This is a genomic window from Marinospirillum sp. (assembly GCF_035271045.1).
Taxonomy (GTDB): domain Bacteria; phylum Pseudomonadota; class Gammaproteobacteria; order Pseudomonadales; family Halomonadaceae; genus Marinospirillum.
In genome coordinates this window covers 58,651-84,093 of record NZ_DATESC010000024.1, presented here as the reverse complement: position 1 = coordinate 84,093, position 25,443 = coordinate 58,651, and the positions used below count along the sequence as shown (strand labels likewise).

26 protein-coding genes and 1 tRNA gene are annotated in these 25,443 nt (G+C 42.0%); 16 read left to right on the top strand and 11 right to left on the bottom strand.

All coding sequences use genetic code 11. The features are described 5' to 3' along the window. The first annotated feature begins 115 nt into the window (after positions 1–115). Positions 116–577, top strand: coding sequence for a cytochrome c (locus VJY63_RS09705; RefSeq protein WP_324050350.1), 462 nt, complete (start codon positions 116–118; stop codon positions 575–577). Between the two features lie 83 nt (positions 578–660). On the opposite strand, the gene VJY63_RS09700 is transcribed toward VJY63_RS09705, so the two are convergent. Beyond that, positions 661–1,341, bottom strand: coding sequence for a cytochrome b/b6 domain-containing protein (locus VJY63_RS09700; protein WP_324050348.1), 681 nt, complete (start codon positions 1,339–1,341; stop codon positions 661–663). Positions 1,342–1,416: 75 nt separating this feature from the next. Here VJY63_RS09700 and pdxH point away from each other — a divergent pair, with 75 nt between their 5' ends. Next, positions 1,417–2,070, top strand: a complete 654-nt coding sequence (pdxH, locus tag VJY63_RS09695; RefSeq protein ID WP_324050346.1) for a pyridoxamine 5'-phosphate oxidase — start codon at positions 1,417–1,419, stop codon at positions 2,068–2,070. Between the two features lie 16 nt (positions 2,071–2,086). On the opposite strand, the gene VJY63_RS09690 is transcribed toward pdxH, so the two are convergent. Further along, positions 2,087–4,816: a bifunctional acetate--CoA ligase family protein/GNAT family N-acetyltransferase gene (locus tag VJY63_RS09690; protein ID WP_324050344.1), complete on the bottom strand. Its 2,730-nt coding sequence runs from the start codon at positions 4,814–4,816 to the stop codon at positions 2,087–2,089. A gap of 124 nt (positions 4,817–4,940) precedes the next feature. On the opposite strand from VJY63_RS09690, the gene VJY63_RS09685 reads away from it, so the two are divergent. Both VJY63_RS09685 and VJY63_RS09680 read left to right on the top strand, forming a co-directional pair. After that, a complete protein-coding gene (locus tag VJY63_RS09685) occupies positions 4,941–5,864 on the top strand; it encodes a histone deacetylase family protein (protein WP_324050342.1) in 924 nt (307 codons plus the stop codon). 122 nt (positions 5,865–5,986) lie between these two features. Next, positions 5,987–7,549, top strand: a complete 1,563-nt coding sequence (locus VJY63_RS09680) for a diguanylate cyclase (RefSeq protein WP_324050340.1) — start codon at positions 5,987–5,989, stop codon at positions 7,547–7,549. A 2-nt stretch (positions 7,550–7,551) separates the two neighbouring features. On the opposite strand, the gene VJY63_RS09675 is transcribed toward VJY63_RS09680, so the two are convergent. Next, positions 7,552–8,904 (bottom strand): adenosylmethionine--8-amino-7-oxononanoate transaminase, encoded by a 1,353-nt coding sequence (locus tag VJY63_RS09675; RefSeq protein WP_324050338.1) that lies wholly within the window; start codon positions 8,902–8,904, stop codon positions 7,552–7,554. An 81-nt stretch (positions 8,905–8,985) separates the two neighbouring features. On the opposite strand from VJY63_RS09675, the gene bioF reads away from it, so the two are divergent. Genes bioF through bioD form a run of 4 tightly spaced genes read left to right on the top strand, consistent with a single transcriptional unit; the run spans position 8,986 to position 12,392 of the window. Then, positions 8,986–10,167: an 8-amino-7-oxononanoate synthase gene (gene bioF, locus VJY63_RS09670; RefSeq protein WP_414674847.1), complete on the top strand. Its 1,182-nt coding sequence runs from the start codon at positions 8,986–8,988 to the stop codon at positions 10,165–10,167. Continuing rightward, positions 10,164–10,910 (top strand): alpha/beta fold hydrolase, encoded by a 747-nt coding sequence (locus VJY63_RS09665; RefSeq protein ID WP_324050336.1) that lies wholly within the window; start codon positions 10,164–10,166, stop codon positions 10,908–10,910. The genes bioF and VJY63_RS09665 overlap by 4 nt, the downstream gene beginning before the upstream one ends. Then, positions 10,903–11,724 (top strand): malonyl-ACP O-methyltransferase BioC, encoded by an 822-nt coding sequence (gene bioC / locus VJY63_RS09660; protein WP_324050334.1) that lies wholly within the window; start codon positions 10,903–10,905, stop codon positions 11,722–11,724. Before VJY63_RS09665 ends, bioC begins: the two co-directional genes overlap by 8 nt. Beyond that, positions 11,721–12,392 carry a dethiobiotin synthase gene (gene bioD / locus VJY63_RS09655; protein ID WP_324050332.1) on the top strand — a complete coding sequence of 224 codons (672 nt, stop codon included), beginning with the start codon at positions 11,721–11,723 and terminating at the stop codon, positions 12,390–12,392. The genes bioC and bioD overlap by 4 nt, the downstream gene beginning before the upstream one ends. On the opposite strand, the gene VJY63_RS09650 is transcribed toward bioD, so the two are convergent. The 7 genes from VJY63_RS09650 to VJY63_RS09620 form a co-directional block, all read right to left on the bottom strand. After that, a complete protein-coding gene (locus VJY63_RS09650) occupies positions 12,389–12,790 on the bottom strand; it encodes an ectoine synthase (protein ID WP_324050331.1) in 402 nt (133 codons plus the stop codon). The two genes, bioD and VJY63_RS09650, sit on opposite strands and share 4 nt — an antisense overlap. 12 nt (positions 12,791–12,802) lie before the next feature. After that, positions 12,803–14,098 (bottom strand): diaminobutyrate--2-oxoglutarate transaminase, encoded by a 1,296-nt coding sequence (gene ectB, locus VJY63_RS09645; RefSeq protein WP_324050431.1) that lies wholly within the window; start codon positions 14,096–14,098, stop codon positions 12,803–12,805. A 34-nt stretch (positions 14,099–14,132) separates the two neighbouring features. Next, a complete protein-coding gene (gene ectA, locus VJY63_RS09640; RefSeq protein ID WP_324050329.1) occupies positions 14,133–14,621 on the bottom strand; it encodes a diaminobutyrate acetyltransferase in 489 nt (162 codons plus the stop codon). 198 nt (positions 14,622–14,819) lie between these two features. After that, on the bottom strand, positions 14,820–16,178 hold the full coding sequence (gene gorA, locus VJY63_RS09635) for a glutathione-disulfide reductase (RefSeq protein WP_324050327.1): 1,359 nt from the start codon (positions 16,176–16,178) through the stop codon (positions 14,820–14,822). Between the two features lie 27 nt (positions 16,179–16,205). Beyond that, a complete protein-coding gene (locus tag VJY63_RS09630) occupies positions 16,206–16,673 on the bottom strand; it encodes a cytochrome c (protein WP_324050325.1) in 468 nt (155 codons plus the stop codon). A gap of 55 nt (positions 16,674–16,728) precedes the next feature. Then, a complete protein-coding gene (locus VJY63_RS09625; protein WP_324050323.1) occupies positions 16,729–17,919 on the bottom strand; it encodes an HD-GYP domain-containing protein in 1,191 nt (396 codons plus the stop codon). Continuing rightward, positions 17,919–18,260: a hypothetical protein gene (locus VJY63_RS09620; protein ID WP_324050321.1), complete on the bottom strand. Its 342-nt coding sequence runs from the start codon at positions 18,258–18,260 to the stop codon at positions 17,919–17,921. The genes VJY63_RS09625 and VJY63_RS09620 overlap by 1 nt, the downstream gene beginning before the upstream one ends. A gap of 74 nt (positions 18,261–18,334) precedes the next feature. On the opposite strand from VJY63_RS09620, the gene VJY63_RS09615 reads away from it, so the two are divergent. Further along, positions 18,335–19,171 (top strand): inositol monophosphatase family protein, encoded by an 837-nt coding sequence (locus VJY63_RS09615; protein WP_324050319.1) that lies wholly within the window; start codon positions 18,335–18,337, stop codon positions 19,169–19,171. 21 nt (positions 19,172–19,192) lie between these two features. Here VJY63_RS09615 and VJY63_RS09610 read toward each other — a convergent pair whose 3' ends face one another. Further along, entirely contained in the window at positions 19,193–19,930 is a 738-nt protein-coding gene (locus tag VJY63_RS09610; RefSeq protein ID WP_324050316.1) for a glycerophosphodiester phosphodiesterase family protein, read from the bottom strand. An 81-nt stretch (positions 19,931–20,011) separates the two neighbouring features. Between VJY63_RS09610 and alr the strand changes: the two genes are divergently transcribed. The 7 genes from alr (at position 20,012) to VJY63_RS09575 (ending at position 25,387) form a co-directional block, all read left to right on the top strand. Next, positions 20,012–21,109 carry an alanine racemase gene (gene alr, locus VJY63_RS09605; RefSeq protein ID WP_324050314.1) on the top strand — a complete coding sequence of 366 codons (1,098 nt, stop codon included), beginning with the start codon at positions 20,012–20,014 and terminating at the stop codon, positions 21,107–21,109. A 15-nt stretch (positions 21,110–21,124) separates the two neighbouring features. After that, complete coding sequence (locus VJY63_RS09600; protein ID WP_324050312.1) at positions 21,125–21,907, top strand: hydroxypyruvate isomerase family protein; 783 nt, start codon at positions 21,125–21,127, stop codon at positions 21,905–21,907. Positions 21,908–22,233: 326 nt separating this feature from the next. Beyond that, entirely contained in the window at positions 22,234–22,488 is a 255-nt protein-coding gene (locus tag VJY63_RS09595; protein WP_324050311.1) for a GrxA family glutaredoxin, read from the top strand. Between the two features lie 109 nt (positions 22,489–22,597). Further along, positions 22,598–23,434, top strand: a complete 837-nt coding sequence (locus VJY63_RS09590; protein ID WP_324050309.1) for a 23S rRNA (adenine(2030)-N(6))-methyltransferase RlmJ — start codon at positions 22,598–22,600, stop codon at positions 23,432–23,434. 167 nt (positions 23,435–23,601) lie between these two features. Further along, the gene (locus tag VJY63_RS09585) at positions 23,602–23,781 is read left to right on the top strand and encodes a hypothetical protein (RefSeq protein WP_324050307.1); all 180 of its coding nucleotides are present in this window, start codon (positions 23,602–23,604) and stop codon (positions 23,779–23,781) included. A 103-nt stretch (positions 23,782–23,884) separates the two neighbouring features. Continuing rightward, entirely contained in the window at positions 23,885–25,222 is a 1,338-nt protein-coding gene (locus tag VJY63_RS09580; protein ID WP_324050305.1) for a ribonuclease J, read from the top strand. 75 nt (positions 25,223–25,297) lie between these two features. Then, positions 25,298–25,387 (top strand) — tRNA-Ser (locus VJY63_RS09575). Positions 25,388–25,443 lie beyond the last annotated feature (56 nt).

The following is a 25,443-nucleotide window of genomic DNA, read 5'->3' as shown; positions in this document are numbered from 1 at the left end:
TTCTAAAAGGTCTAACTCAAAAGGTAATTTTTTGCTGAAAGTACAATTTTATTGTAAAGTCTCCCCTTCTTTAAGCAATCTCTTATAAACACATAAAATGAACGGAGTTCTCGCTATGATTAAAAAAGTTATTACAATTGCTACTTTTGCTCTTTTAAGCAGCACCGCAGTACAGTCAGCTGATCTATTTAAGCCTGACGATGCGGTTAAGTATCGCCAAGCAATTTATCAAGTTTTTGCTGCACAAACAGGCATTATGGGCGCTATGTCTCAAGGTAAAATTCCTTTTGATGCTGCTGAAATTAACAAACGTGCCAAGAATATTGCCGCAGTAGCTCCTATGCTTGGTGAAACTTATTTCCCTGAAACTAAAGATGTTAAAGGCACTAAGTTAAAGGCATCAGCTTGGGCAGATATGGAAGGTATGGGCGCTAAAGGTAACACTTTTGGTAAAGCTTTAGGTGAACTGATTGCTGCTTCGTCTAAGCCTGACTTTGACCTTGCCAAAGCTCGTCCAGCGGTTGGTGCAGTTTTACAAGGCTGTAAAGGTTGCCATGACGACTACCGTGCTAAGTAGTTCTTGCTAAATAATTTTTAGTCATTACCTAAAAATTAAAACCACCGCTTAAATTCAATGCGGTGGTTTTTTTGTTATGGCGCTCAATAAAAGACACTAATAACGACAGTCGCTGCAATAACAATAGCAACAGCAAAACGCGCCCAAGGAAAGGATTCTTGCAAAACATTGGCTGCTAATAAGTCTTTATCTTTAATAGATGCTTCTTTTTCACCGCTAAACATGGCTTTAACTAAACCTTCACCCAGCCATTTATATAAAGCAATTGCGAATAAGTGTAAGCCAATTAACACCAACAACCCGTTAAAAAAAGTGTAGTGCCATTTGGTCATCCATTCAGATACGCTGCTGCTAACACTGTCATATAAAGGCCCGCTGAAAAAAATATCATCAGTGGTAAAAAGCCCAGTTACTAATTGAAAACTTACCGCACCCAACAGCACTAACACCATAAAACCACCGGGTGGATTATGGCTTAGGTAGCGCGGTTTATTGCTAGAAAAAAAGTTTTTAGCATAGTGTATAAATGCCTTAGGCCCATATAGAAAGTGTTTAAAGCGTGCATAAGGCGTACCTATAAAACCCCAAATGAAGCGATAAACCAGCATACCTAGTAATACTTGACCCAATAAGAAGTGCCTATCCATTTCACCCTGATCCTGTGAAAACCAAAGCAAAAAGATCAATACGGGCAAAGACCAGTGAAATACTCGTATAGACCAATCCCAGACTTTGATACTCTTAGTTGAATTAGGCTGTGTCATTAATAAATAGCTCCTAAATTAGTTATTAGCTTTAAATAGATTGATTACCTTACTTTACCGCAAGAGGATAGCAAGATGAATCGTGATTTAGCAGGTATGCGTCGTGTTTATGCTGCAAATGATCTGGTAGAAGCAAACGCCGGTAACTGTCCCTTTGCCTTATTTGATGCTTGGATGGCTGATGCAGCAAAAACCGAAACCCTTGATCCTAATGCCATGACTTTAGCAACAGTCGATACAAAAGGTCAGCCAAAAGCAAGAACGGTACTTCTAAAAGGTTTTTCAACAGCACTGGGGTGGGTATTTTATACCAACTATGCCAGCGATAAAGGTCAAGAGCTTGAACACAACCCTCAATGCAGCCTCCTTTTTTGGTGGGAACTATTAGAACGCCAAGTAAGGATTGAAGGGGTTGTAAAAAAGCTAAGCGAAGCAGCATCGGATGCGTATTATATTAGCCGCCCGCGTGAAAGTCAGTTAGGCGCTTGGGTTTCTGAACAAAGCCAAGTTATTACTAGCCGTGATGTGTTAACGCAACGTGAAAAAGCATTAACTCAGCAATACCAAGGTGTAGAAACTTTGCCAAGACCTACACATTGGGGTGGTTATCAAGTTATTCCAACGGCTATTGAGTTTTGGCAAGGTCAACCCAGTCGCTTACATGACCGTTTAAAATTTAAACAAAACTTAGACAGCAAACTGTGGACTAGAGAAAGATTAGCGCCCTAGCCCACGTCTATTGTTTTTAATCAACCGCGTTATTTAAGCGGTGCTGCTGCCATTCAGTGGTTGGTTCATTAAGTGGCAGTACCGCATCAATCACTTGCTCTTCCATGTTGTAAGTTGCTTTAAACCCTAAATACTTCATTAGACCGCGCATTGGGTGGTTTTCAACCATGATTTTACCAATCATTTCCAAGGTTCCCACGCTGCGTGAATAATCAATAATCGCATTCATCAATAACGAACCTAAGCCTAAACCTTGTAAATCATCACGAATAATCACCGAAAACTCAGTACGAATGTTGTCTGGGTCTGTCCAAACGCGTGAAACGCCTAAAATCTCCCGTCCACCATCGTCTAGTATTTCTTCAGCAATGAACGCCATTTGTCGATCGTAGTTAATCTGTGTTAGCAGTGAAAGGTCACGTTTTGTTAAATCGGCTTTATTGTGAAAGTAACGAAAGCGGATACTTTCTTCGGATAAGCGGCTATGAAAACGCAGCAAGGCTATCGCATCTTCACCACGAATAGGACGCACCTCTACTTCCCGACCGTCTTTTAATTGTACGATTTTTCGTAAATCTTCAGGGTAGGGCATAATCGCATGGTAAGCCGGTGTGCTTAAATCGCACTGTACATCAATCGCAAACATTTCACGGTTATTAAGTAGCAATGGGTTAATTTCTAAACCTTTAATCAACGGCATATCAGAACACAATTGCGACAATTTAACTAACAGAACCCCAACTCTTTGTAAGTCACTTTCAGGGTGATTGCTGTGTTCTTTAATTAGCTTGCCTGCATGACTACGCATAATTAAGTTTTGTGCCAAGCTAATATTTAAAGGAGGCAGTGCCACTTGACGATCAAGCAAGATATTAACTTTATAGCCACCGATACCAAACACAATGATAGGGCCAAAGAGTGGGTCGCGTGTTACTCCAACATTTAACTGCATAGAGTGCTTGCCACGTTGCATAGGTTGCAGCACATAGGAGTGAAACCCGCTATCAGGAAACTTTTCTTGTACTTTCAACAGTAAACGCTCAGCACCTTTGCGTACATCATCGGCTGTTTCTAAATCTTGTAAAAGACCCGTAGAAAGCCGATTAGGATGCTTACGGTACACAAAAGGATAGGAGTTATGATCGTGATTAATTTTTAAAGCTTTAGCGCCTGAAAATTGCGCGGCCATTGTAACGGCTTGCTCTACGGTTTTTGGATAAAGTACAGGCGCTACTTCAATACCATAAGCCTTTAACAGTTGATGCGTTTCTTCGTGACTAAGGTGATTACGACCGGTAGCCACAACAGCTTCCAACATTTCACGCACTTCTTTTCTTGTATTGCTGGTTGTTTCAAAAGGCAACGTAGGGGGTGTTTCTTGTAATAGCTGCTGATTACGCTGGTAATTCACCAAATGCATAAAAGCTTGGACGGCTTTTTCTGGTGATAAGTAGGTAGGAATGCCAGCCATATTAAACTCATGGCGAGCTGGGAAGGCGTGTTCCAAACCCATCCAACTGGTTAATAAATTGCGCTTAAATAGCTTTTTATTAGCAATTAAAGCCAAGGCAGTGCTTTTACTAGGTGCTAAACGGGTCGGTGCATGAACCACTAATACGGCATCAACGCCTGGGTCTTCAGACACCATTTGAATGGCTTCTACAAACATCTGCGACGTTGCGCCACCGCCTATGTCTAAAGGATTCACCCGCGAACGGTCACTGGGCAGCCAATCTTGTAACTTAGCCTCGGTTTCATCGCTAAGCTTGGCCAACTCGCCACCTTGGTGAATCAGTCGATCCACAGCCAACATACTTGGGCCTAAACCATTACTAATAATGGCTAAACGCCCTCCTCGCACTGGACGCATACGTGTCAGTGTTTCCAATGCATCAAATAATTCTTCGCTATTGTCGACGCGCACCATACCGGCACGCGAAAAAGCAGCATCATAAATAGGGTCACGGTTAAGTAAACCAGGTGTAAAAACATCAGGATTACCTTGAGCTTCCATTGTTCGTCCTGATTTAATCACTAAGACTAATTTATTACGTGATGCTTCACGTACCGCCGTCATAAAATGGCGCGAATCGGGAACATCTTCCAAATGCAACAAAATAGCCTGAGCACCTGAAAAGCGGTTAACGTAATCAATGACATCAGCCAAACGCACGTCAACACTATCACCCAGTGTAATTAAGTGTGAAAAACCGATGCCGCGCCCATTAGCCCAATCAATAATGGCGTTACCCAACATACCCGATTGACCAATGTAAGCGACTTTACCGGCCTTGATGTTTTGTGGGGCATAGCTAGCATTTAATTGACTAGAAGGTACTAAAATACCCATGCACTCAGGCCCCATTACACGAATGCCTGATGATTGTGCCGCTTCTAATAAGCGGGCTTTGTAGTTAGTTTGGCGATGCCCTTGCCCAGAAGTCAGCACTAAAGCAGCTTTAACGCCAAAACGACCTAACGCGGCAACAACATCTGGAACCGTTGCTGCTGGCGAACAAACAACAGCCAAATCAGGCACTTTAGGTAAATCACTCACCGCACGAAAACAAATGCAACCGTGTACTGTTTCATAAGGTTTAGGATTAACAACAAAAATATCACCAGAGAACTTGGCATCTAGCATATTAGCGACTACCTGCCCACCTAGACTGAAGTTTTTTTCTGAAGCCCCAATAATTACGAGGCTTTTAGGCTCAAAAAAGTACCTTAAAAAACGTGTGCTCACCTGAATCTCCTTGCCTAAATTTAGCTTTATTTGCTTAATATTCTTGCAAACCCTGCGACGTTTGCCCAGTATCCATTAATCTGTAACAAGATCAAACCTTATAAAAATTAAACGGACCTTATAGATGATTACATCGTTTATCACTCACGAAGATTGTGCCCTTCATGATATGGGGCCTTGGCACCCTGAAAACCCCATGCGCTTAAATGCCATTATTGAGCAATTAAAGCTTAGTGGGTTAATGAATCAGTTAATGCAGTATAAAGCACGTCAAGTGACTGAAGAGCAACTGCATCGCGTTCACCCTAAAGCCCACATCCGCTCTTTGCAACTTAGCTTGCCAGAGCATGGCTTTACTACCATTGAAGATGAAACTTTACTGGGCCCTCGCTCTTTAGAGGCCGCTTCCTATGCAGCAGGCGCTGTAATTCGTGGCGTTGATCAAATTTTTCGTAATCAAGCAGACAATATTTTTTGTGCTGTACGTCCACCTGGACACCATGCTGAACGGGTAGAAAGCATGGGGTTTTGTTTTTATAACAATGTGGCCGTTGGTGCGCTGCACGCTTTAGAACAGCACAAACTTGACCGCGTAGCTATTTTTGATTTTGATGTTCACCACGGCAACGGGACAGTTGATATTTTTAAAAATGATCCACGTGTGATGGTGTGCTCAAGCTTTCAACACCCTTTTTATCCTTGGCGTTACGCTGAATCAGAATGGGAAAACATTGTTAATACGCCCTTAGATGCCCATTCTGGCAGCCTAGAATTTCGCCGAGCGATTGAATCAAGTTGGTTACCGGCTATACAAAAATTTAAGCCTCAGTTAATTTTAATTTCTGCCGGTTTTGATGCACACCGAGAAGATCCTATGGGTGAGTTAAACTTAGAGGATGATGATTTTCATTGGATTACTAACTTTTTAATGGATCAAGCTAAAAGTCAATGTGAGGGTCGCCTTGTTTCAGTGCTTGAAGGTGGTTATGACTTAAACTCGCTAGGACGCTCTGTTCACAGGCATATTGAAGCCCTTCAAGGTCTATAATACATTTCTTAACCTAGCTAACTTTTGCGAGGTTGGCTAGGTAATGTATAGTTGCATTATTTTAAGAATCTTATTTTAATAACCTTGGCTTTAAAAACTTTTAGCTGTTCAGGATATTGTGAATGCCAGAATTTACTGCACCAGTGATACCGACACCCTTGTTAACAAAGCTTAAAGGTTGTAAAAGCTTACCTTCCTTACCCATAATTGCCCTTAAAATTATAGCCCTTGCTCGCTCTCCTAGTGCCGGTACCAGTGAACTTGCAGCACTTATTACTAGCGATCCTTCTTTAAGTGCTAAAATTTTGGCTGCTGCCAATTCTGCTTTTTATGGCAAAGACAGCTATAGCAGCTTGCAACAAGCGATTAATCGAATAGGCATGGATTCGGCGCTATCTTTATCTCTTAGCTTTGGTTTAACTCGCCATTCAAAACAAAAAAACAATGGTATGTGCCTTGATAGCTTTTGGAAACGTGCAGTTATCAGCGGCATAGCCGTGCGTGAATTACATAAATTGTTAAAGCTTAAATTTGATGTAGAAACAACTTTTTTGGCCGCAGTGCTGCAAGATATCGGTATGCTGGCGCTTAACGAGTTAGACCCTAATATTTATGGTGTTATATTTCACAGTGCAAGGTCACATCGTCAACTCGCTTCTTTTGAAGAAAGAGAATACGGTACCAGTCATATTCAAGTGGGTTATTGGTTAGGTAATCACTGGGGCTTACCTGAAAAATACACAGGCTTAATTATAAGCAGCCATTATTTACCTAAAGAAATTTTGGCAGATAACATTGCTCAAAAAGTTTTGGCTTTATCAGGTTTACTAGCAGACCCTTGGCTTGCTGCTAATCGTGAAATGGCAATGACTGTTGCCTACCAAGCCAGCCAAGAATACCTTGGCATGGATGAGCAACAATTTAGCCACTTATTACTACACATCCAAGAAAAACTACCTGAGGTCGCTAAACTATTTGAATTACCTGTACCGGCTAACATTGATACATTTAATTTATTACAGGAAGCTAAGCAACTGTTGGTAGAGCGCAACTTGCGAATGATGCAAAAATTAATGGTGCAACAACAAGAAATTGATTCATTACGAAAAAATTCAGAAAAACTACAAGAGCAGTTAAAAAGAGACCCACTCACCGGCATTTTTAATCGTCAATTTACGGAAAAGCAGCTAAAAAAATATTTTGCTAATATAACCAATACTAATGGTCAACTAGCGGTTGCTTTTATTGATTTAGATTTCTTTAAAAACATTAACGATCAATATGGTCATGCGTTAGGTGATGCAGTATTAAAAGCCTTTGCTGCAACACTTGAGCAAGAAATTGATCCTGATTGTGTCGCAGGCCGTTATGGTGGTGAAGAATTTGTGGTATTAATGCCTGACTATGGGCAACAAGAAGCATTTAATTTTGCTAAACGCTTACAAGAACACCTCGCTGAAATACCGCTACTTAGCCATAACAAAGAAGATATTTATATTTCTGCTTCTATAGGCTTAGCTGTGCATAACAATCAAAATGCCAATAATAAAAATAGTTTTTTTGATGATGCCGATGCACTGATTAATGCAGCCGATCAAGCCATGTACAGTGCTAAACGTACAGGGCGAAATCGTATTTTATTATACACGGCTCAAGGTTATGAAGATTTAAGTGTTCGAGACTGATTTTAACCTTTAGTGGCAACATCAATGCCTTCAGTGGCCACTGCTGCTAGCCAGTTAATTTGTTCCGGTGTAATGATGTAGGGCGGTATAAAATACACCACATTCCCTAAAGGGCGCAGCAATGCGCCTTTTTTCATGGCGTGTTCATAAACCTTTAAACCACGGCGCTCTTGCCAAGCGAAGGGTGTTTTGGTGGTTTTATCTTTTACCATTTCAATTGCTAATACCATGCCCGTTTGCCTAACTTCAGCAACGTGAGGGTGGTCTGTTAAATGCGCTGTTGCTTCACCCATTTTTTTAGCTAATAACTGATTAGCTTCAATCACTTTATCTTTCGCAAAAATATCTAACGTTGCCAAAGCTGCAGCACAGGCTAAAGGATTGCCGGTATAAGTATGCGAATGCAAAAAAGCCTGTTGCGTATTATATTCAGCATAAAAAGCTTGGTATACCTGCTCTGTAGTTAAAATTGCTGCCATAGGCAAATAACCACCAGTTAAGGCTTTGGAAAGAATCATAAAGTCGGGTGTTATTCCTGCCTGCTCACACGCAAACATTGTACCGGTACGCCCAAAGCCCATCGCAATTTCATCAACAATTAAATGCACACCATAATAATTACAAGCTTCACGCAGCAAGGTTAAGTAAATGGGGTGATACATACGCATACCACCTGCGCCCTGCACCAACGGTTCTAAAATAACCGCTGCTAGCTCAGTGTGGTTCTCTTCAAGCGTTTCGCGCATTTGTTCAAACATTAAACGTGAATGCGCTTCCCAACTCACCCCTTCTGGGCGGTAATAACAATCTGGACTGGGTACTTTAATGCAATCCATCAGCAAGGCCTTATAGGTTTCTGTGTACAAAGCCACATCACTTACCGCCATAGTTGCTAAGGTTTCCCCGTGATAACCATTGGTAATGGTCGCAAAACGTTTTTTATTGGGCTGCCCAGTATTTAACCAATAGTGATGACTCATTTTTAACGCAACTTCAATCCCAGACGAACCGTTGTCTGCATAAAATACCTTGTCTAAACCTTGTGGAGTGATGCTGACTAAACGCTCAGACAACTCAATAACCGGTTGGTGACTAAAGCCTGCTAACATAACGTGTTCAAGTTGGTCTAGCTGCTGTTTAATTCGCGCATTAATGCGTGGATTACAGTGCCCAAAAATATTGGTCCACCAAGAACTCACCGCATCCAAATAACGCTTACCTTCAAAGTCTTCCAGCCAAATGCCTTGTGCTTTACGGATCGGCACTAAAGGCAATGTTTCGTGATCTTTCATCTGCGTGCAAGGGTGCCATAAAACCGCTAAGTCCCGCTGCATCCAACTTTTATTAGAACTCAATGCCTTTCCCCTTGCTTAAAATGCTGTTAACCTTTAATTAAAATCTAGTTTACACGCTAACTAATCGTCTAAGCAAATTGAATGAGCAAGCCCTTAACTATGCGATTTAACCTGAGTGAACGACTGGCTAAACGCCATGCAGAAAACCTTTACCGGCAACGTCCGCTGCTGCAAAGCCCACAAGGGTCTAATGTGAAAGTTGCCGGTAAAAACTATTTGGCTTTTTCATCCAACGATTATTTAGGGTTGGCTAATCACCCTGTAATAATTGCTGCATTACAACAAGGCGCAAAAAAGTGGGGCGTAGGTGGTGGTGCTTCACACCTAGTGCTTGGTCACAGCGAACCCCATCAACAACTGGAGTTAGCTTTAGCCAAATTTACGGGCCGTGAACGCACTCTAGTGATGAGCAGCGGTTACATGGCTAACCTTGCTGTAATTACTGCGCTAATTGGGAAAGGTGACACCCTGTTGCATGACCGCTTAAACCACGCTTCTTTACTGGATGCTGGGCTTTTATCGGGCGCACGGTTTAGCCGCTATTCACACCAAAATATGGCAAGTTTGGCTAAGCGTTTAGCCACAGCAAAGGGCAAAACCTTATTAGTGACCGATGGCGTATTTAGCATGGATGGCGATTTAGCCCAGCTACCCGAATTAGCGGCTTTGGCTAAAACCCAAGATGCTTGGCTAATGGTTGATGATGCCCACGGTTTTGGGGTACTGGGTAAAACGGGTGGTGGCCTAGTCGAGCATTACGCCATGACCGCAGCAGACGTACCAGTATTAGTGGGAACACTAGGCAAAGCCTTTGGTACGGCAGGGGCATTTATCGCTGGCAGTGAAGCGCTGATTGAAACCTTGATTCAATTTGCACGACCTTATATTTATACCACCAGTTCGCCACCCGCTGTTGCTTGTGCAACTTTAGCGAGTTTAAAAATTTTGCAAGAAGAACATTGGCGGCGTGAACACCTACAAGCACTTATTCAACAGTTTCGTAACGGCGCACAAATTTTAGGTTTAAATTTAATGAATAGCGCCACCCCTATTCAGCCAATCATTATCGGAACTTCAGAAAGAACAATGAGCGTTGCTGCTAAATTACGCGAACAAGGCATTTTAGTCGGTGCTATTCGCCCGCCCACCGTTGCTAAAAATAGCGCCCGTTTACGCATCACCCTAACCGCTGCACATAACCATGCACAAGTAGAGCAACTACTTAAAGCGCTATCTAAGTGTGATTTAAAGAGTAAATTATGACTAAAACAAACACCCTTGTTTTTATAGCCGGTTGGGGTTTAGGCGTTGCACCTTTGCAAGCGTTAGCGACTGCACTGACTCATGAATTAAGCTCGGTTTTGCCCGATTTTGTCGTGCAGTTACAACCCTTGCCAGATTTTACAGGGCAAGACACTGCAGCAGTTATTCAACAACTAAATATTGAACTGCCTAACCACTGCTGGTTAGCTGGTTGGTCGTTGGGTGGAATGCTTGCCACTGCCGTTGCTGCACAGCGTCAAAATACCTGCGCGGGTTTAATTAGTGTTGCCAGTAATGCCTGTTTTGTGGTGAAAGATACTTGGCTAAATGCTATGCCAAGCAGCAATTTTATTGCATTTCATAAGCGTTGCCAGAATAATTTGACTAAAGGTTTAAAGCACTTCAGCCAGTTATGCAGCCAAGGTGCTACAGATCCTAAAGTTTTATCCCGTGAATTATTAACGATGGCTTTAATGCCTGATTTAAACGTTATGTTAGAAGGCTTAAATCTTCTGGCTAAATTAGATAACCGCGCTGCAATCGCCCACTTTTCAAGTCCTCAATTACACCTTTTTGCTGCCGACGATGCTTTAGTGCCGGTTACCGCTGCGGCTGATTACCAAATTTTAAATGCCCAAGCAGCGGTTGAAGTGTTAGGGCAAAGCCACGCCTGTGTATTAGCTGAACCACAATTACTGGCACAACGTATGGCAGAATTTATAGTGAGCCATCAAAATGCTTGAGCGATTAGAAAGACAAAAGAAACAACAAATAGCTGAGCGTTTTTCACAAGCAGCCCACACCTATGACAGCGTTGCTGACTTACAACGGGCGGTTGGTACACGCTTATTAAGTTTGTTGCCTGAAGTAAATATTAATTCTAAAAAAATAGAAAACTGGTTAGATATCGGCTGTGGCACTGGGTATTTTTGTCAGCAACTATTAGAAAAATGGCCTAACGCGCAAGGTATAGGACTAGACCTTGCTGAAGGTATGTTGCAGTTTTCACGCCTTCATTGCCCCGCTATTAACTATGTGTGTGCCGATGCTGAACACTTACCTTTAGCGGATAACAGCCAAGATTTAGTTTTTAGTAGCCTAGCCGTGCAATGGTGTAGTGATTTTTCTAGCGTTTTAAATGAAGTGCAGCGCGTATTAAAACCTAATGGGCTGTTGCTGTTTAGCAGTGTTGCAGACGGTTCATTAATGGAGTTAAAACAAAGCTGGCAAGCCGTTGATGGTGTAAAGAGTACCGCGCGAGTGAATGCATTCCGTTCTTTTAGCGACTATCAAAAGCTAATCAACAGCAGCAACTTGGCAATAGAGCAGTTACATTGTAATCAGCACGTTTATCATTATAAAAAAGTTCACAATTTAATCCACGAACTTAAACATTTAGGCGCAAATCACCTTCAAGCGGGAAGAACACAAGGTTTAATCGGTAGAAAGGGTTTTCAACATTTTTTGAATACCTATGAAACTTACCGTCAGCCACAAGGCTTACCAGCAAGTTGGCAGGTAGTTTATGGCGTTTTAAAAAAAGAGCGTGCAGCATGAAAAAAGCATTTTTTATTACGGGTACCGATACCGATGCAGGCAAAACTACCGTTGCAACAGCATTATTGTATGCCGCACAAGAGCAACAATTAAGCACCTTAGCCATAAAGCCGGTTGCATCAGGTTGTGAAATGACCGAACAAGGTTTACGCAACAGCGATGCCCTAAAGCTAATGGCACACAGCAGTATTAAACGCCCTTACGCAGAAGTAAACCCTTATGCGTTTGCACCAGCAATCGCACCGCACCTTGCTGCACAAGAAGTAGGCATTGCGTTAACCATCAGTGATTTATACCAAAAAGCACAAGTGATTTTACAGCAGCAAGCAGATTTTACTTTAATAGAAGGCGCTGGTGGCTGGCGTGTACCTATTTCAAATAGCGAATACTTATCTGACTTAGCCATCGCTTTGCAACTGCCAGTTATATTAGTGGTGGGGGTAAAACTAGGCTGTATCAATCATGCACTGTTAACAGCACAAGCCATTATTGCTGATGATTTAAAGTTAGCGGGCTGGGTGGCGAATGTTGTTGACCCTAACGGTTTGCGCCTTAATGAAAATTTAGCCAGTTTAAAAACAAGAATGCCTGCACCGTGTTTAGGACAAGTCCCTTATTTGGCGCAGGCATCCGCTAAAGCGGTTGCTAGCTATCTAACTCATTGCTAACTATCTAGTTCATCTGCTGGCGCGTAAGAGCCATCTTCGCGGTGGCGCTCACTGCCGGTAATCGCAGGGTAAAAAACACACGCCAAAGTCATGGTTTTACTGGCTCTTAGCAGGTGTTGGTCATGCTTATTTAACACATACACATCACCGGGCTTAATCGGCCAAATTTTACCATCGGCAAGGGTTTCAACTTCACCTTCACCTTCAATGCAATAAACCGTTTCTAGGTGGTGCTTATAATGAATCGGCGTTTCAGTATCGGCATAAATGCGGGTGATATGAAACGAATAGTTCATCTTATCTTCAGCCAGAACTAAGCGTGTTGAATCCCAGTTACCACCTTCAGCGGTAACCATACGGCCTTCTTTACGTGCTTCTTCTAAGTTTCTTACAAACATACATTAAAATCCTTAGGCAGTTTTTTTAACTTGATCAGCAGCTAATTTTTCTGTTTGACGCTTAACCGCTGCTTCTAAAATATCTAAACCTGCGTTTAGCTCATCATCGGTAATCAATAAAGGGCATAAACACTTAATAACTTGGCCAGCAGGACCACAGGTTTCAATGACTAAGCCTTGCTCAAAGCAGTCAGTAACAACTGCATCGGCCAAGTCACCATCAATAATGTCTAAACCACGCATTAAGCCACGGCCACGTTCTTCTGCTGCAATGCCAGCATCTTGAAAAGCACGCGCAAGCTGCTTAAAGCGATACTCAACAATCGTACCTTTACGTGTTACTTCTTTGGCCAGATCATCGTTAGCCCAGTATTCACGCATCGCAACGGTTGAAGTGACAAATGCTAAGTTATTACCACGGAAAGTACCGTTGTATTCACCCGGCTTCCACTGGTCAAGTTCAGGCTTCATAAATACCGCAGCAAAAGGCAAGCCATAACCTGACAAAGACTTAGACGTGGTAACGATATCAGGCGAAATGTCAGCGTGTTCAAAGCTAAAGTACTTACCTGTACGGCCACAGCCGGTTTGAATATCATCAACAATCAAAAGAATGCCGTGCTTTTTACAAATTTTATCAATGCCTTCTAACCATTCAATAGAAGCCACATTAATACCACCTTCACCTTGTACCGTTTCTAATAAAATAGCCGCAGGGAAATCAACGCCGCTGGAATTATCCGTTAATGTTTTTTCAAGAAACGCCAAGCTTGAAGAATCACCATCCATATAACCACAATAAGGCATAAAAGATACGCCCTGTGTTGGCATTGCTGCCGCATGACGGAACTTACTATTAGCGGTTGCTGCCAGCGCACCTAAAGTGACACCGTGAAAAGCATTAGTAAAAGACACAACATTCGTACGGCCAGTGACATTACGCGCAATTCTTAATGCGGCTTCAATCGCGTTAGTACCTGTTGGACCACAAAATTGAACGGTGTATTCCAAACCACGCGGTTTAAGAATAACGTTTTCTAGCGTCTCTAAAAATTCACGCTTGGCGGTACTCCACATATCTAAACCGTGAGTTAAGCCATCGTCCATAATGTAATCAAGCAAAGCTTTTTTTAGCTTAGGATTGTTATGGCCGTAATTAAGTGTGCCAGCACCAGCTAAAAAGTCGATGTATTCTTTATTATTTTCATCGTATAAAGTTGCGCCACGAGCGCGAGTAAATACCGTTGGAAAAGAACGGCTATAAGTACGAACTTCTGATTCTAAACGCTCTAAAGATTCTGAATTCACATTGGGAGTTGTCATTTATTTACCTATTAATAATTTATTGAAATGGACCAATTTTGACCAAAATCTCTGGCTCGTGATCGTTACCTAGCTGTTGGCTAGTAAAAAGTACCGTATCAACGAGTTGAGCATTACGTTCTTTAGCAAAACCACGAAATAGCGCCCAAGAAGCTTGGTTGTCAGGTGTTATCGTCGTTTCTAAAAATTCAACGTTATTACAAGCTGTGCGCTTTAAAACTTCATTCATCAGCTGTTTAGCCATGCCTTTTCCTCGCAACACATCGCCTACAGCAACTTGCCATAAGAAAAAAGTATTGGGTGAGTCTGGTTTGATATAACCAGAAAGAAAAGCAGCAACTTTGCCGTTAACTTCAGCAACAACGCAGGTTTCAGCAAAGTGAGTAGATTGCAGCAAATAGAGATAAGTTGAATTGAGGTCAAGCGGTGGACAATTCTCAATTAACTGATGAATAGCGACGCCGTCATTGGCATTGGGTTTTCTAATCTTCAGATTTTCGGAAGGCATAAAAGCTTGGGTCTCTGTCTAAGATGCCAATTAGGATAACAGCTTAGTCAAAAAAATCAAACGCTTTGTTATCATAAAACCATTTAATGATAATTTTTTATTATACTAAAGGCTTGATTTTACTTTCCAACAAGCTTTTTAAACAATAAAAAACGACCCTTTAAGGGTCGTTTTAAACCATTATATTGTGCTGCTTAACTAGTTACGCGTTAACGTCCGCATCGTAACTAACTCTTCAGCAGAAGTAGGATGAATACCTATCGTGGCATCAAAATCAGCCTTGGTTAAACCGGCTTTAACAGCAATACCAATACCTTGCACTAGCTCACCGGCATCTGAACCAACCACATGGCAACCAACCACTTTATCGGTGGCATCATCAACAATCAGTTTCATTAAAGTACGGCTAGTATTACCAGACAATGTATTACGCATGGGTTTAAAGTTAGTGGAATATACACGAATGGCTGGGTAAGCTTTACGCGCTTCTTCTTCACCTAAACCTACCGTGCCAATGTTAGGGTGGCAAAACACTGCCGTTGCAATATTTTTATAGTCCATTTTGCGTGGTTCTTTACCGCTGTACAAATTATGTACAAATACCATTGCTTCTGCCAATGCAACGGGGGTTAACTGTGGCCCACCCGTGATATCACCTAACGCATAAATACTGGGAACTTGCGTACAAAAGTTGCCATCAACGCTTAATTCGCCGCTTTTATTCACTTCTAAGCCTACATTTTCTAAACCTAGATTTTCAACATTGCCACGTCGTCCTGTTGCGCTTAATACAGCATCCACTTCTAAATGACGACCATCGCTTAATTTTACTAAAAGCCCCGTTGCTTGCTTTTCAATGGCAATAATTTCACAGCCTAATTGCATCTGTACGCCATGTGCTGCAATTTCGTTGTGTGCAAATTCGCGGACTTCTTCATCAAAACCACGCAACGGCTTATCGCCACGATAAACCAAGTGGGTTTCTGCACCTAAGCCATTAAAAATAGACGCAAATTCAACGGCAATATAACCACCACCATAAACTAGAAAACGCTTAGGAAATTCAGGTAAATCAAAAATTTCATTGGATGTTAAACAATGCTCAGCACCTGAAAACTCAGGTACAAAAGGCCACGTTCCTGTCGCAATTAATAAACGTTCAGCCGTGTAAGTTTTATCACCGACTTGCACGCTATTTTCAGAAAGAATTTTTCCACGACCATCAATACGCTGCACGCTGCTGTTTTCAAGCAAGGTATTATAAATACCGTTTAAGCGTAGAATTTCTGCGGCACGGTTATCACGCAAAGTAGGCCAATGAAATGCTGGTTTAGCCACTGTCCAGCCATAACCCGCTGCATCCGCAAAATTTTCAGCAAAATGCGCCGCATAAGAATACAGTTTTTTAGGTACGCAACCCACGTTAACGCAAGTACCACCCCAATAGCGGTCTTCAATAATACCCACTTTAACGCCTTGCCCAGCAGCAGTACGTGCCGCACGCACACCACCAGAGCCTGCACCAATTACTAATAAATCAAAATCATACTTAGTCATTTAAAATTCCTATCTTTTTATAAGCGGTTATTTGTAACGAAATGCATTGTGGCAGCGCCGACAACCTTTAGCGGTTTCGTCAATCAACTGCCCAGCTTTCGTTAAGTTTCCAGCCTTAATTTCATCGTTAATATCTTCTAAGTTATCAACAAATTCAAACATTTGTGCATCAAAAAATGTTTTACGTGACCAAATCTCTGGACGCGAACGGCTTTGTGGAAAAGCGTCGGCTGCTGAAGGTACATCAAATAAGTCCGGTAACCGATAAACAAGTTCAACTAATTGACTAGAAAATTTTAAGGCGGCTTCATGATTTGTGCTGCGCTGATTAACGACTTTAAACCTTAGCGCCTTAAATAATTTATCAATTTCATCAAAGGTTTCAATTCTTAAATCAATATCCTTGGCAGATATTTCTTGCGCGTTAGCAAGAGGAATGGCTAAAAAACCCACAAAAAACAAAGCTATAGCTAACGGATACAAGATTGAACGCATACTTAATTCACTCCTTTATTACTCATTTTTTCACTTGCCTTTTAACGAACAATTTTTAGCTGACCCTTTTTAATTTGATGCCCCATAAAAGTGTTGGATTAAGGCGAGGAAGTTGATGTGGACTTACATTAGCGACAATCGCGTAATTAGGATTGCTGGTATCGCGCTCTTGCATACGCATAAATAGTTGATTGTATTCATCCATCACACTCGTCACTCTAGGGGCACGGCTATCCGAAGTACGCCTTATAACAATGGCAGTTTCACCATTTTGTAATTTCACACAAGAACCCGGCGGATAAAGCCCCAATTCATTCAAAAATACGCGACTCAGTTTTTCATCAAATTGCTGCCCACGTTCTAAAAAGATAGAGCGTAAACTTTGTTGAGCACTTAAACCTGGGCGATGCGGTCGATTACTGACTAATGCAGAATAAGTATCACCTAAAGCAATAATTCGCGCTTCTGCCCGAATTTCATTGCCTTTCAAACCCTTGGGATAACCCGTACCATTAATTTTTTCGTGATGTTGAAAAATAATCTGTAACCAAAGCTTATCGGTGACACCTGCATCGCTTAGCATCTTGGCACCAACTAAAGGGTGTTGATCGACTCTGGCTCGTTGCTCTTTATCTAACGGTTTGGCTTGAATGTGCAAACGCATTTGATAGCTATTCATGCCCACATTTTGGGTTAATGCAGCAGCCAGCATTGATAACTGTACTTTTTGTGGGATTTGTAAGGTTTTAGCAACTAAGGCCGTCATAACAGTAACGTGCAACGGGTGTTGAATGGTATATTCATGCGTATTGTTTAAATGGACTGCGCCTAATACGGCATCACTATTCAGCACCGCTAACCCCTGAATTTGTGCTGCCATTTCATAAATTTTACGCTCAACTTCACCGGGCTTAACACTTTTAAAATCAATCCGCTCAAATAAACCTTTTAACTGATACCCCATTTCATCCAACTCAGCAAAAGGATTGGTGTTTCTAGCAAAAGTAACAGGCTGTGGTTCGCCAGGCGGTGGGCCTTCTTCCGCCTCTTCTTCACCGGTACTAGGTTTACCTTCTTTTTCACGATGCCCATTAGATAATAAGTTATCTAATTTACGTTGATTATCAACAACGGCACCTTCTCGCATTAAAAGTTGGCCGCTGGCACTGTAAACTGTCCAGGGTAAAGTGAACCCCAGCTCAAGCTCTTCTTCTTGCAAAGGATGTAAATAAAAGTCTTTAGCCATTAGTTTTTAAATTCTTGTGTTTGCTGTTTAGCTTCTTGCCAAGCTTCAATGGTTGGAAAACCTGCTTCAATTGCTTGTGTTTCTAGTAAGGTAGAATAACGCCCGATAAATGCGAACAAGGCCACCACCAACAAACAAAGGGTTAAAGCCACATGAAATACTGGCATTGTAGGCAAACCTAAACGCTGAATAATTTGTTGCCTAGATGGTGGCCACCATAAGAAACCAATTAAAGCCAAAGCAGCGCCGGTTAAAAAATAAAACCCTGTTAGCCAAAAGCCGATTAGTATTAACGAGCAACCAAAAAGCCAGCCTAAACTCGTTGTTATTCGTCCATCCATCTTACTTAGCCTTTTGTTTAAATAGCCCAGAATGCTACCCTTGCACATAACAAAGTCAACTGGAAGCCAAAAAAGTGAAATTTTTTAACTCAGCTACCTTCACACCTGAAGAATTACAGCAACGCCAAACCGTTGCGTTAGCATTAGCATTACAAGCCGGTGAAATGATGCTAAAGGCACGTCAAACGGGCGACTTTAGCCACAATTACAAAGACCATCAAGAACTTGTTACCAGTGTAGATAAGGAAATTGATGATTTTCTGTGCCGTGAAATTTATCAAGCTTTTCCTGATGATAAAGTGCTGAGTGAAGAAAACGATACCGACAGCAAGCAAGCTGAAGAAATCGCTGGCTTATGGATACTTGATCCAATCGACGGCACAATCAACTTTGCTCATGGTCAACCACACGTTGCAGTTTCTATTGGTTTTTATTCCAAAGGCATTCCACAAATAGGCGTGGTGCATTCACCTTTTTTACAAGAAACGTTTACTGCCATTAAAGGTCAAGGTGCTTTTTTAAATGAACAACCGATTAAAGTCAGCGGTTTAAATACTTTTCGCCCAGCACTTATTGCCACAGGTTTTCCTTACGATAAAAGCCAGCTTAGGCATTTAATCGACCGTTTAATGGCTATTCTACCTGAATGCCAAGATTTGCGTCGCTGTGGCTCAGCGGCTTTAGACATTTGCCACGTTGCCAATGGTTCGTTAGATGGTTATTACGAAAGCCTAAGTTTATGGGATTTTGCCGCAGCAGTGCTGATTGCTGAAGAAGCTGGCGCTAAACTTAGCCACTTATATCCTAGCGAATTTATACCTTTTTACTTAGATGTACGCGATTGGGTTATTGCCACGCCCGCTATTCACGAAGAACTAACCCAACGGCTGTTAGTTTCTGATAATAACTAGTTGTTTAATTAACTTTATTGCTTAAATGGGCTCACCATATGCACTGACCCGTCTACTGTTTGTTTCTGGTAGATGGGTAAAAAGTACCGGAAAATCACTGAATATCCCGTTAACGCCCCAACTAACTAAGCGTTTGTTTATAACTAAATCGTTAACGGTATAAATATAAACATCTAACCCTAACGCCCGTATTTGTGCAACGTCTTCTTGCAACAAAGTTGCTTCGGCTAAATGCACTGATCTAACCGCGTATTCGCGCACAGCATCACGCCAATTAGTGGCTAGCTTTTTATACAATAAAGCGCGTGGAATGTTGGGCGCTAAAGCTTTAGCCGCTTGTAAGGCGTTAAAATCAAAGCTAGAAATTACCAAATGAATGGCAGGACAGGTCTGCAACACCTCTAAACTGCGCTGCAAGGTTAATTCACCTAAGCCTGCTGTAGTGGGTTTTATTTCTAAATTCAATCCCATACTTAATTGATGAATTAAGTTAACTGCTTCTTGTAAAGTTGCAATCGGGGCAGAGAGTTCGGGGCTACCTACTGGTGCTGGCACTTGAAAGCTTTGCAGCTGCTGCCAAGTTTTATCTTTAATAACAGCAGTATCGTGAAAAATAATCGGTAATTCATCAGCTGTCAGCATCACATCTAACTCAACCCATACAGCACCTTGCTCTGCTGCTAGTGCAATGGCTCTTAGTGTATTTTCGGGTGCAACACCACTCGCGCCCCTATGGGCAATAACTGCTGTCATCAACATAAGCAAAACCCTAAAATATTGGTTAACATTCGCTACCTACTTTTTTTAAATTGAATCAAGCTGTTAAAACTGGAGTTAGGCATGGCTCGCCCCCTTGTTGCAGAAATCAATTTAGCTGCATTGCGTCATAATTATCAATTAGCATTGAACCAATCACCCACAGCGTCTGCCCTTGCTGTAGTCAAAGCCAATGCTTACGGGCATGGTGCAGTTGAAGTTGCAAAAGCACTAGCTGATTTAGCGCCAGCCTTTGCCGTTGCTTGCATTGAAGAAGCACAACAACTTCGTGCTGCTGGAATAAAACAGCCGATTACTTTAATGGAAGGTTTTTTTGAAGCAAGCGAATTACCGATTATTTTTGCCAACAATTATCAACCCTTGATTCACAGTCATTGGCAAGTTGCAGCGTTAGTTCAGTATTTAATCCATAATCCAACACCTGCAGCAAGTTTAAATACATGGCTAAAAGTAGATACAGGAATGCACCGTTTAGGCTTTACGCTGGCAGAAGCGGCTAGTGTTTATCAACAGTTAAAAGCTTTACCCGCGATTAATCAAATTACGTTAACCAGCCATTTTGCTTGTGCTGACGATCTGGCTAACCCAGCAACCTTAAAGCAATTAGTCGCATTTAAAAACTTGCAGCAGCAGCTTAACTGCCCTATTAGCATTGCTAATTCACCTGCAACACTGGGTTGGCCAGCAGCACAAACCGGTTGTTTACGCCCTGGGATTATGTTGTATGGTGCATCCCCATTTGCAACAGGACACGTTTTAGGCGACCAACTGCAAACCGTTATGACATTAAAAACGCAGTTAATCAGTGTTAGTGAGTTACCGGCCGGTGAAAGTGTTGGTTATGGCGCACGTTTTGTTACTCAAAAAATAACGCAAATGGGTGTCGCCGCTTGTGGTTACGGCGACGGCTATCCAAGGCAAGCTTTAGATGGCACGCCCGTAGTAGTTAACGGTATAAGATGCAGTTTAGCCGGACGAGTTTCAATGGACATGATTACCCTTGACCTAAGCCTTTGCCCAAACGCTAAAATTGGTGATGAAGTACTCTTGTGGGGCGCAAGCTTGCCCGTTAATGAAGTAGCCAGTTATTGCGATACAATTAGCTATACGCTATTAACAAGCTTGTTACCGCGTGTTAAACGCATTTACCTCAATCAATAAGCTGAGTCGATTACCATGAAACTTGCCGCTAACATCAGCCTTATGTTTAACGACTTACCCATGCAACAACGCATTCAACACGCAGCAGCGCTGGGGTTTCAAGGCATAGAAATTCAATTCCCCTATGTATTAACTGTAGACGAATGGCAACAGCAATTAGCAAAAACCCAGTTGCCCCTAGTATTAATTAACTTGCCTGCTGGTGATTTTATGCAAGGCGGCGATGGTTTAGCCTGTCATCCACAGCGCCAGCAAGATTTTAAACAAGCATTAGAACAAAGCCTGCCTTACATCGCCAAACTAAAGCCGTCAGTGGTGAATGTATTAGCGGGTAGACAAGTCGCAGGATTTAGCCGCAACGCTTGTTTAGAGCAACTGGTTGCCAATTTAACGCTAACCTGTGAAATGCTGGCTATTTATCCAGCAACCGTTACTTGCGAGCCCATTAACAACCAAGACCAGGTTAATTATTTAACGCCTAGCGTTGCTGATTGGTTACAGCTAGCCACACAAGTTCAGCAGCCTAATTTTGGATTGCAGCTGGATTTATACCACGCTGCCTGCATGGGTGATTCGCTTCAGCAGCTAATTAGCGAACACAGCAACGACCTAGCACACATTCAATTTGCTGATTATCCAAACAGAAGCCACCCAAATACTGGACAGTTGCCATTGATGACAGTGTTTCAACAGCTTAAACAGCAAGGCTATAAAGGCTGGCTAGCCGCCGAGTTTCCTTCAGCAGCAGCGGATAATTATGACTGGGTATCAGATATTTGTGCGATTACTGGTCATTAAAGAACACCTTTGTACGCATTCTCCTACAAGCAACGAAGACTTCTACTGCTACACCAAACCGCCTTATCACTTTATTATTAGCGCTGAGTTTAGGACAGGAAGTTCAGCTCAACAGGCTAGAATCTCACTCACAGTTGAGAAGCACACAGATAAAAGATCTGCTGTCTACGCCCCGCTTAGGCGGGGTGTTTCGTTTTTATTTTTAGATCATCAATTCTAATTAAGCATTTAGTTTTTTTATATTGGAAATCCTGCTAGCAGTCAGCCAAAATAGCTTCAGTCATTAAGAAACACTCAATTTAATCGTTAATTTTCTGAGGTGAAAAATGAACATCGTTATTTTTGGTCGTCCGGGTTGCCCTTTTTGTGTAAGAGCTGTTGAACTTGCTAAAAAACTAGAAGCTTCACAAGGTGCTACTTACCGTTATATCGACATTCATGCAGAAGGCATTACTAAAGCTGACATGGAAAAAACCATAGGCAAGCCAGTAGAAACTGTGCCACAAGTGTTTTTTGATAAAACGCATATTGGTGGCTACACAGAAATGGAAGCCCACGCTAAAAACCAAGGTTGGATTTAATTGTCTGCTTAGTTAAGTTTTAATGTGTAATAAAAAAGCCGCAACTAACATTAGCTTGCGGCTTTTTGCTATTCTAGCACCTTAAAATAACCTTTTGGATACTTTCGCAATGCTTAGCTACCGTCACAGCTTTCATGCTGGCAATTTTGCCGACGTTTTAAAACATTTAACCCAAGCCTACATTCTTAACTACCTAAATCGCAAAGATAAACCCTATTTTTACCTAGATACCCACGCAGGGGCTGGACTTTATTCACTCAACACGCCTGAAGCCAATAAAACAGAAGAGTTTCGTCAAGGCATCGCACGTTTATTTGAAGTTGAACCTAAACACCCGTTGCTGCAAGCATTTAAAACACTGATTAGCAGCTTTAACACTGCTGAACGCCTTGATTTTTACCCAGGTTCACCGGCGATTGCAGCTAAATTAATGCGCCCTACCGACAGGTTAGCGCTGCACGAATTACACCCCAGTGACTTTCAACTACTAAGCAACACCTTTCAAAAAGATAAGCGTATAAAAATCAGCCAAAATAATGGTTTTTCTGCCATAAAAGCCCAATTACCGCCACCAGAAAGGCGTGGACTTGTTTTTATTGATCCATCTTATGAAGTAAAAACTGACTACGACACACTCATTAAAGCAGTAGTAAATGGTTTAGAACGCTTTGCTAATGGTACTTATGTTATTTGGTACCCAGTATTACAGGCACAAATCACCAACGCTTGGTTAACACGCCTCCAAAAAGCAGGTCTACCCAATTTGTTAAGAATTGAACACAGCCCTTTACCGCTGATTAGTGGCTATGGCATGAGTGGCAGCGGATTATTAATTATTAACCCACCTTACTCGTTAGCTGCCGATTTCAAGAATTTATTACCTGAACTAAATACGCTATTAAAACAAGGAACTAAAGGAAGTTACCTTGTAGAGCAGCTTATTTGACGCCTATATTAGACACTTGACTTATATTAGACTTTTTGTGCATTGCACAAAAAAAGTCTTCCCTTTACATAAAAAACTGGTTATTGTCTTTTCTGAACCTAAAAATACATATCAGTGGTACTCGCTTACCGCTCCTTTACTCAATACAACAAGAGCAGGAGACAACTATGTCTAAAAGAGGTTATGTAGCAACAGCCGGTGGTTTTTGTGTCGCAATTAGTAGCGTAGCTACAACTAACGAAACCAATCTTAAACAAGATGCTGTCACTTCGACTACTATCGCTATAAAAAGCCCAATACCTTTAACTCAATCCGCCGCAACACCTTCAGTTAAAAAGTTAGCATAAACGCCCAGCTTCTGTTCATCGCCTGTTTACCACCTAAAGTTTTTAGATAGCCTAACTTCTAGGTATAGTAACAACTTGGTGAACAGGCAGCTTAGGAGCTCTAGTGCAAAAAACAACCCAAACTCTTATCAAACAAAGCCAAGGCCCTTTTTTTATGCCGTTAGGCGGTGCTGGCGAAATTGGTGCAAACTTTTATTTATATGGCAGTAATGGTTATTGGATAGCCGTTGATTGCGGGCAAGGTTTTATTAATAATACCAGCGGCGATCCATTGGTTTTAATTCCTGATATTCGCGCCGCTAAAGTTAACGGTATAACAATACAAGCGATTCTTATCACTCACGGTCACGAAGATCACATCGGGGCTTTACCATATTTGTGGAAAAAACTGAGATGCCCCGTTTATGCTTCACCTTTTGCAACAGAACTGATTGCTTCACGCATTAAAGACAGTCGCCTACTTAGTCAACTTCATACCATAAAGGCTTTAAACGCCTATACATTTGGCCCATTTAATGTCGAATGGATCCCCGTAACGCACTCCATTCCTGAAGCACATGGTTTATTCATAAAAGTTGCTGGACGCACGCTTTACCACACTGGCGACTGGAAACTTGACCCTGAACCCGTATTAGGCAGAACAACCGCGACTAAACGCCTAAAAGCTATTGGTGAACAAGGTGTAGATGTGGTTATTGGCGATTCAACCAACGCACCTAAAACAGGGCACAGTAAATCAGAAGGCAGCGTACAAAGTGCTTTACTGGATATAATTCGTCCTTTGCCTAACCGTGTGATAGTGACTTGCTTTGCCAGCAACCTAGCGCGAATTTATAGCCTTGGTAAAATAGCTCAACAAACCAACCGTCATCTAAGCTTATTAGGACCCAGTATGCAGCGTATTTTAGGCATTGGTCGTAAGCTTAATTACCTAAAAGACTTTCCTGAACAGGTTCAGCCGCAAGAACTGGGCTATTTACCGCGCAATGAACAATTAATTATTTGCACCGGCAGCCAAGGCGAGCCTCGTGCAGCATTGGCTAGGCTTGCGGAAGGTCGGCATCAGTTTTTAGAGTTAGAAGCAGGCGATCATATTATTTTCTCTTCCCAAACCATCCCAGGTAATGAAGTAGCCGTTGCACGCTTAACCGAACAGCTAGCAGCACGCAATATACAAATTTTGACCGACAAAGATGGCTTAACCCACGCATCAGGCCATCCAGCACAAGACGAAATTCGGCAACTCTACGAGTGGCTGCGCCCTAAGCACCTTTTAGCCATGCATGGTGAAAATTATCACCAACAAGCTCACTGTAGCTTTGCAACTAGCTTAGACATTAACGCCCGTTCAGCACGTGATGGCGAACTCTATGACCTTTCTGCTGCACCTAAGCTTATTGATGCCATTGAAATACCACTGATTCAGCTAGAAAATCACTAAAAACACGTTATTTAAGGAATATTTAAAAATAGTGCTTGACGAATAATTTTTAGATGCTACTATACGTCTCGTGTTGGAGGGTTGGCTGAGTGGTCGAAAGCATCGGTCTTGAAAACCGACGAGGGTGTGAGCCCTCCCAGAGTTCGAATCTCTGGCCCTCCACCAATACATTCTTTAAGCCCTTGATTTATCAGGGGCTTTTTTTTGCCTTTGATTTAAGC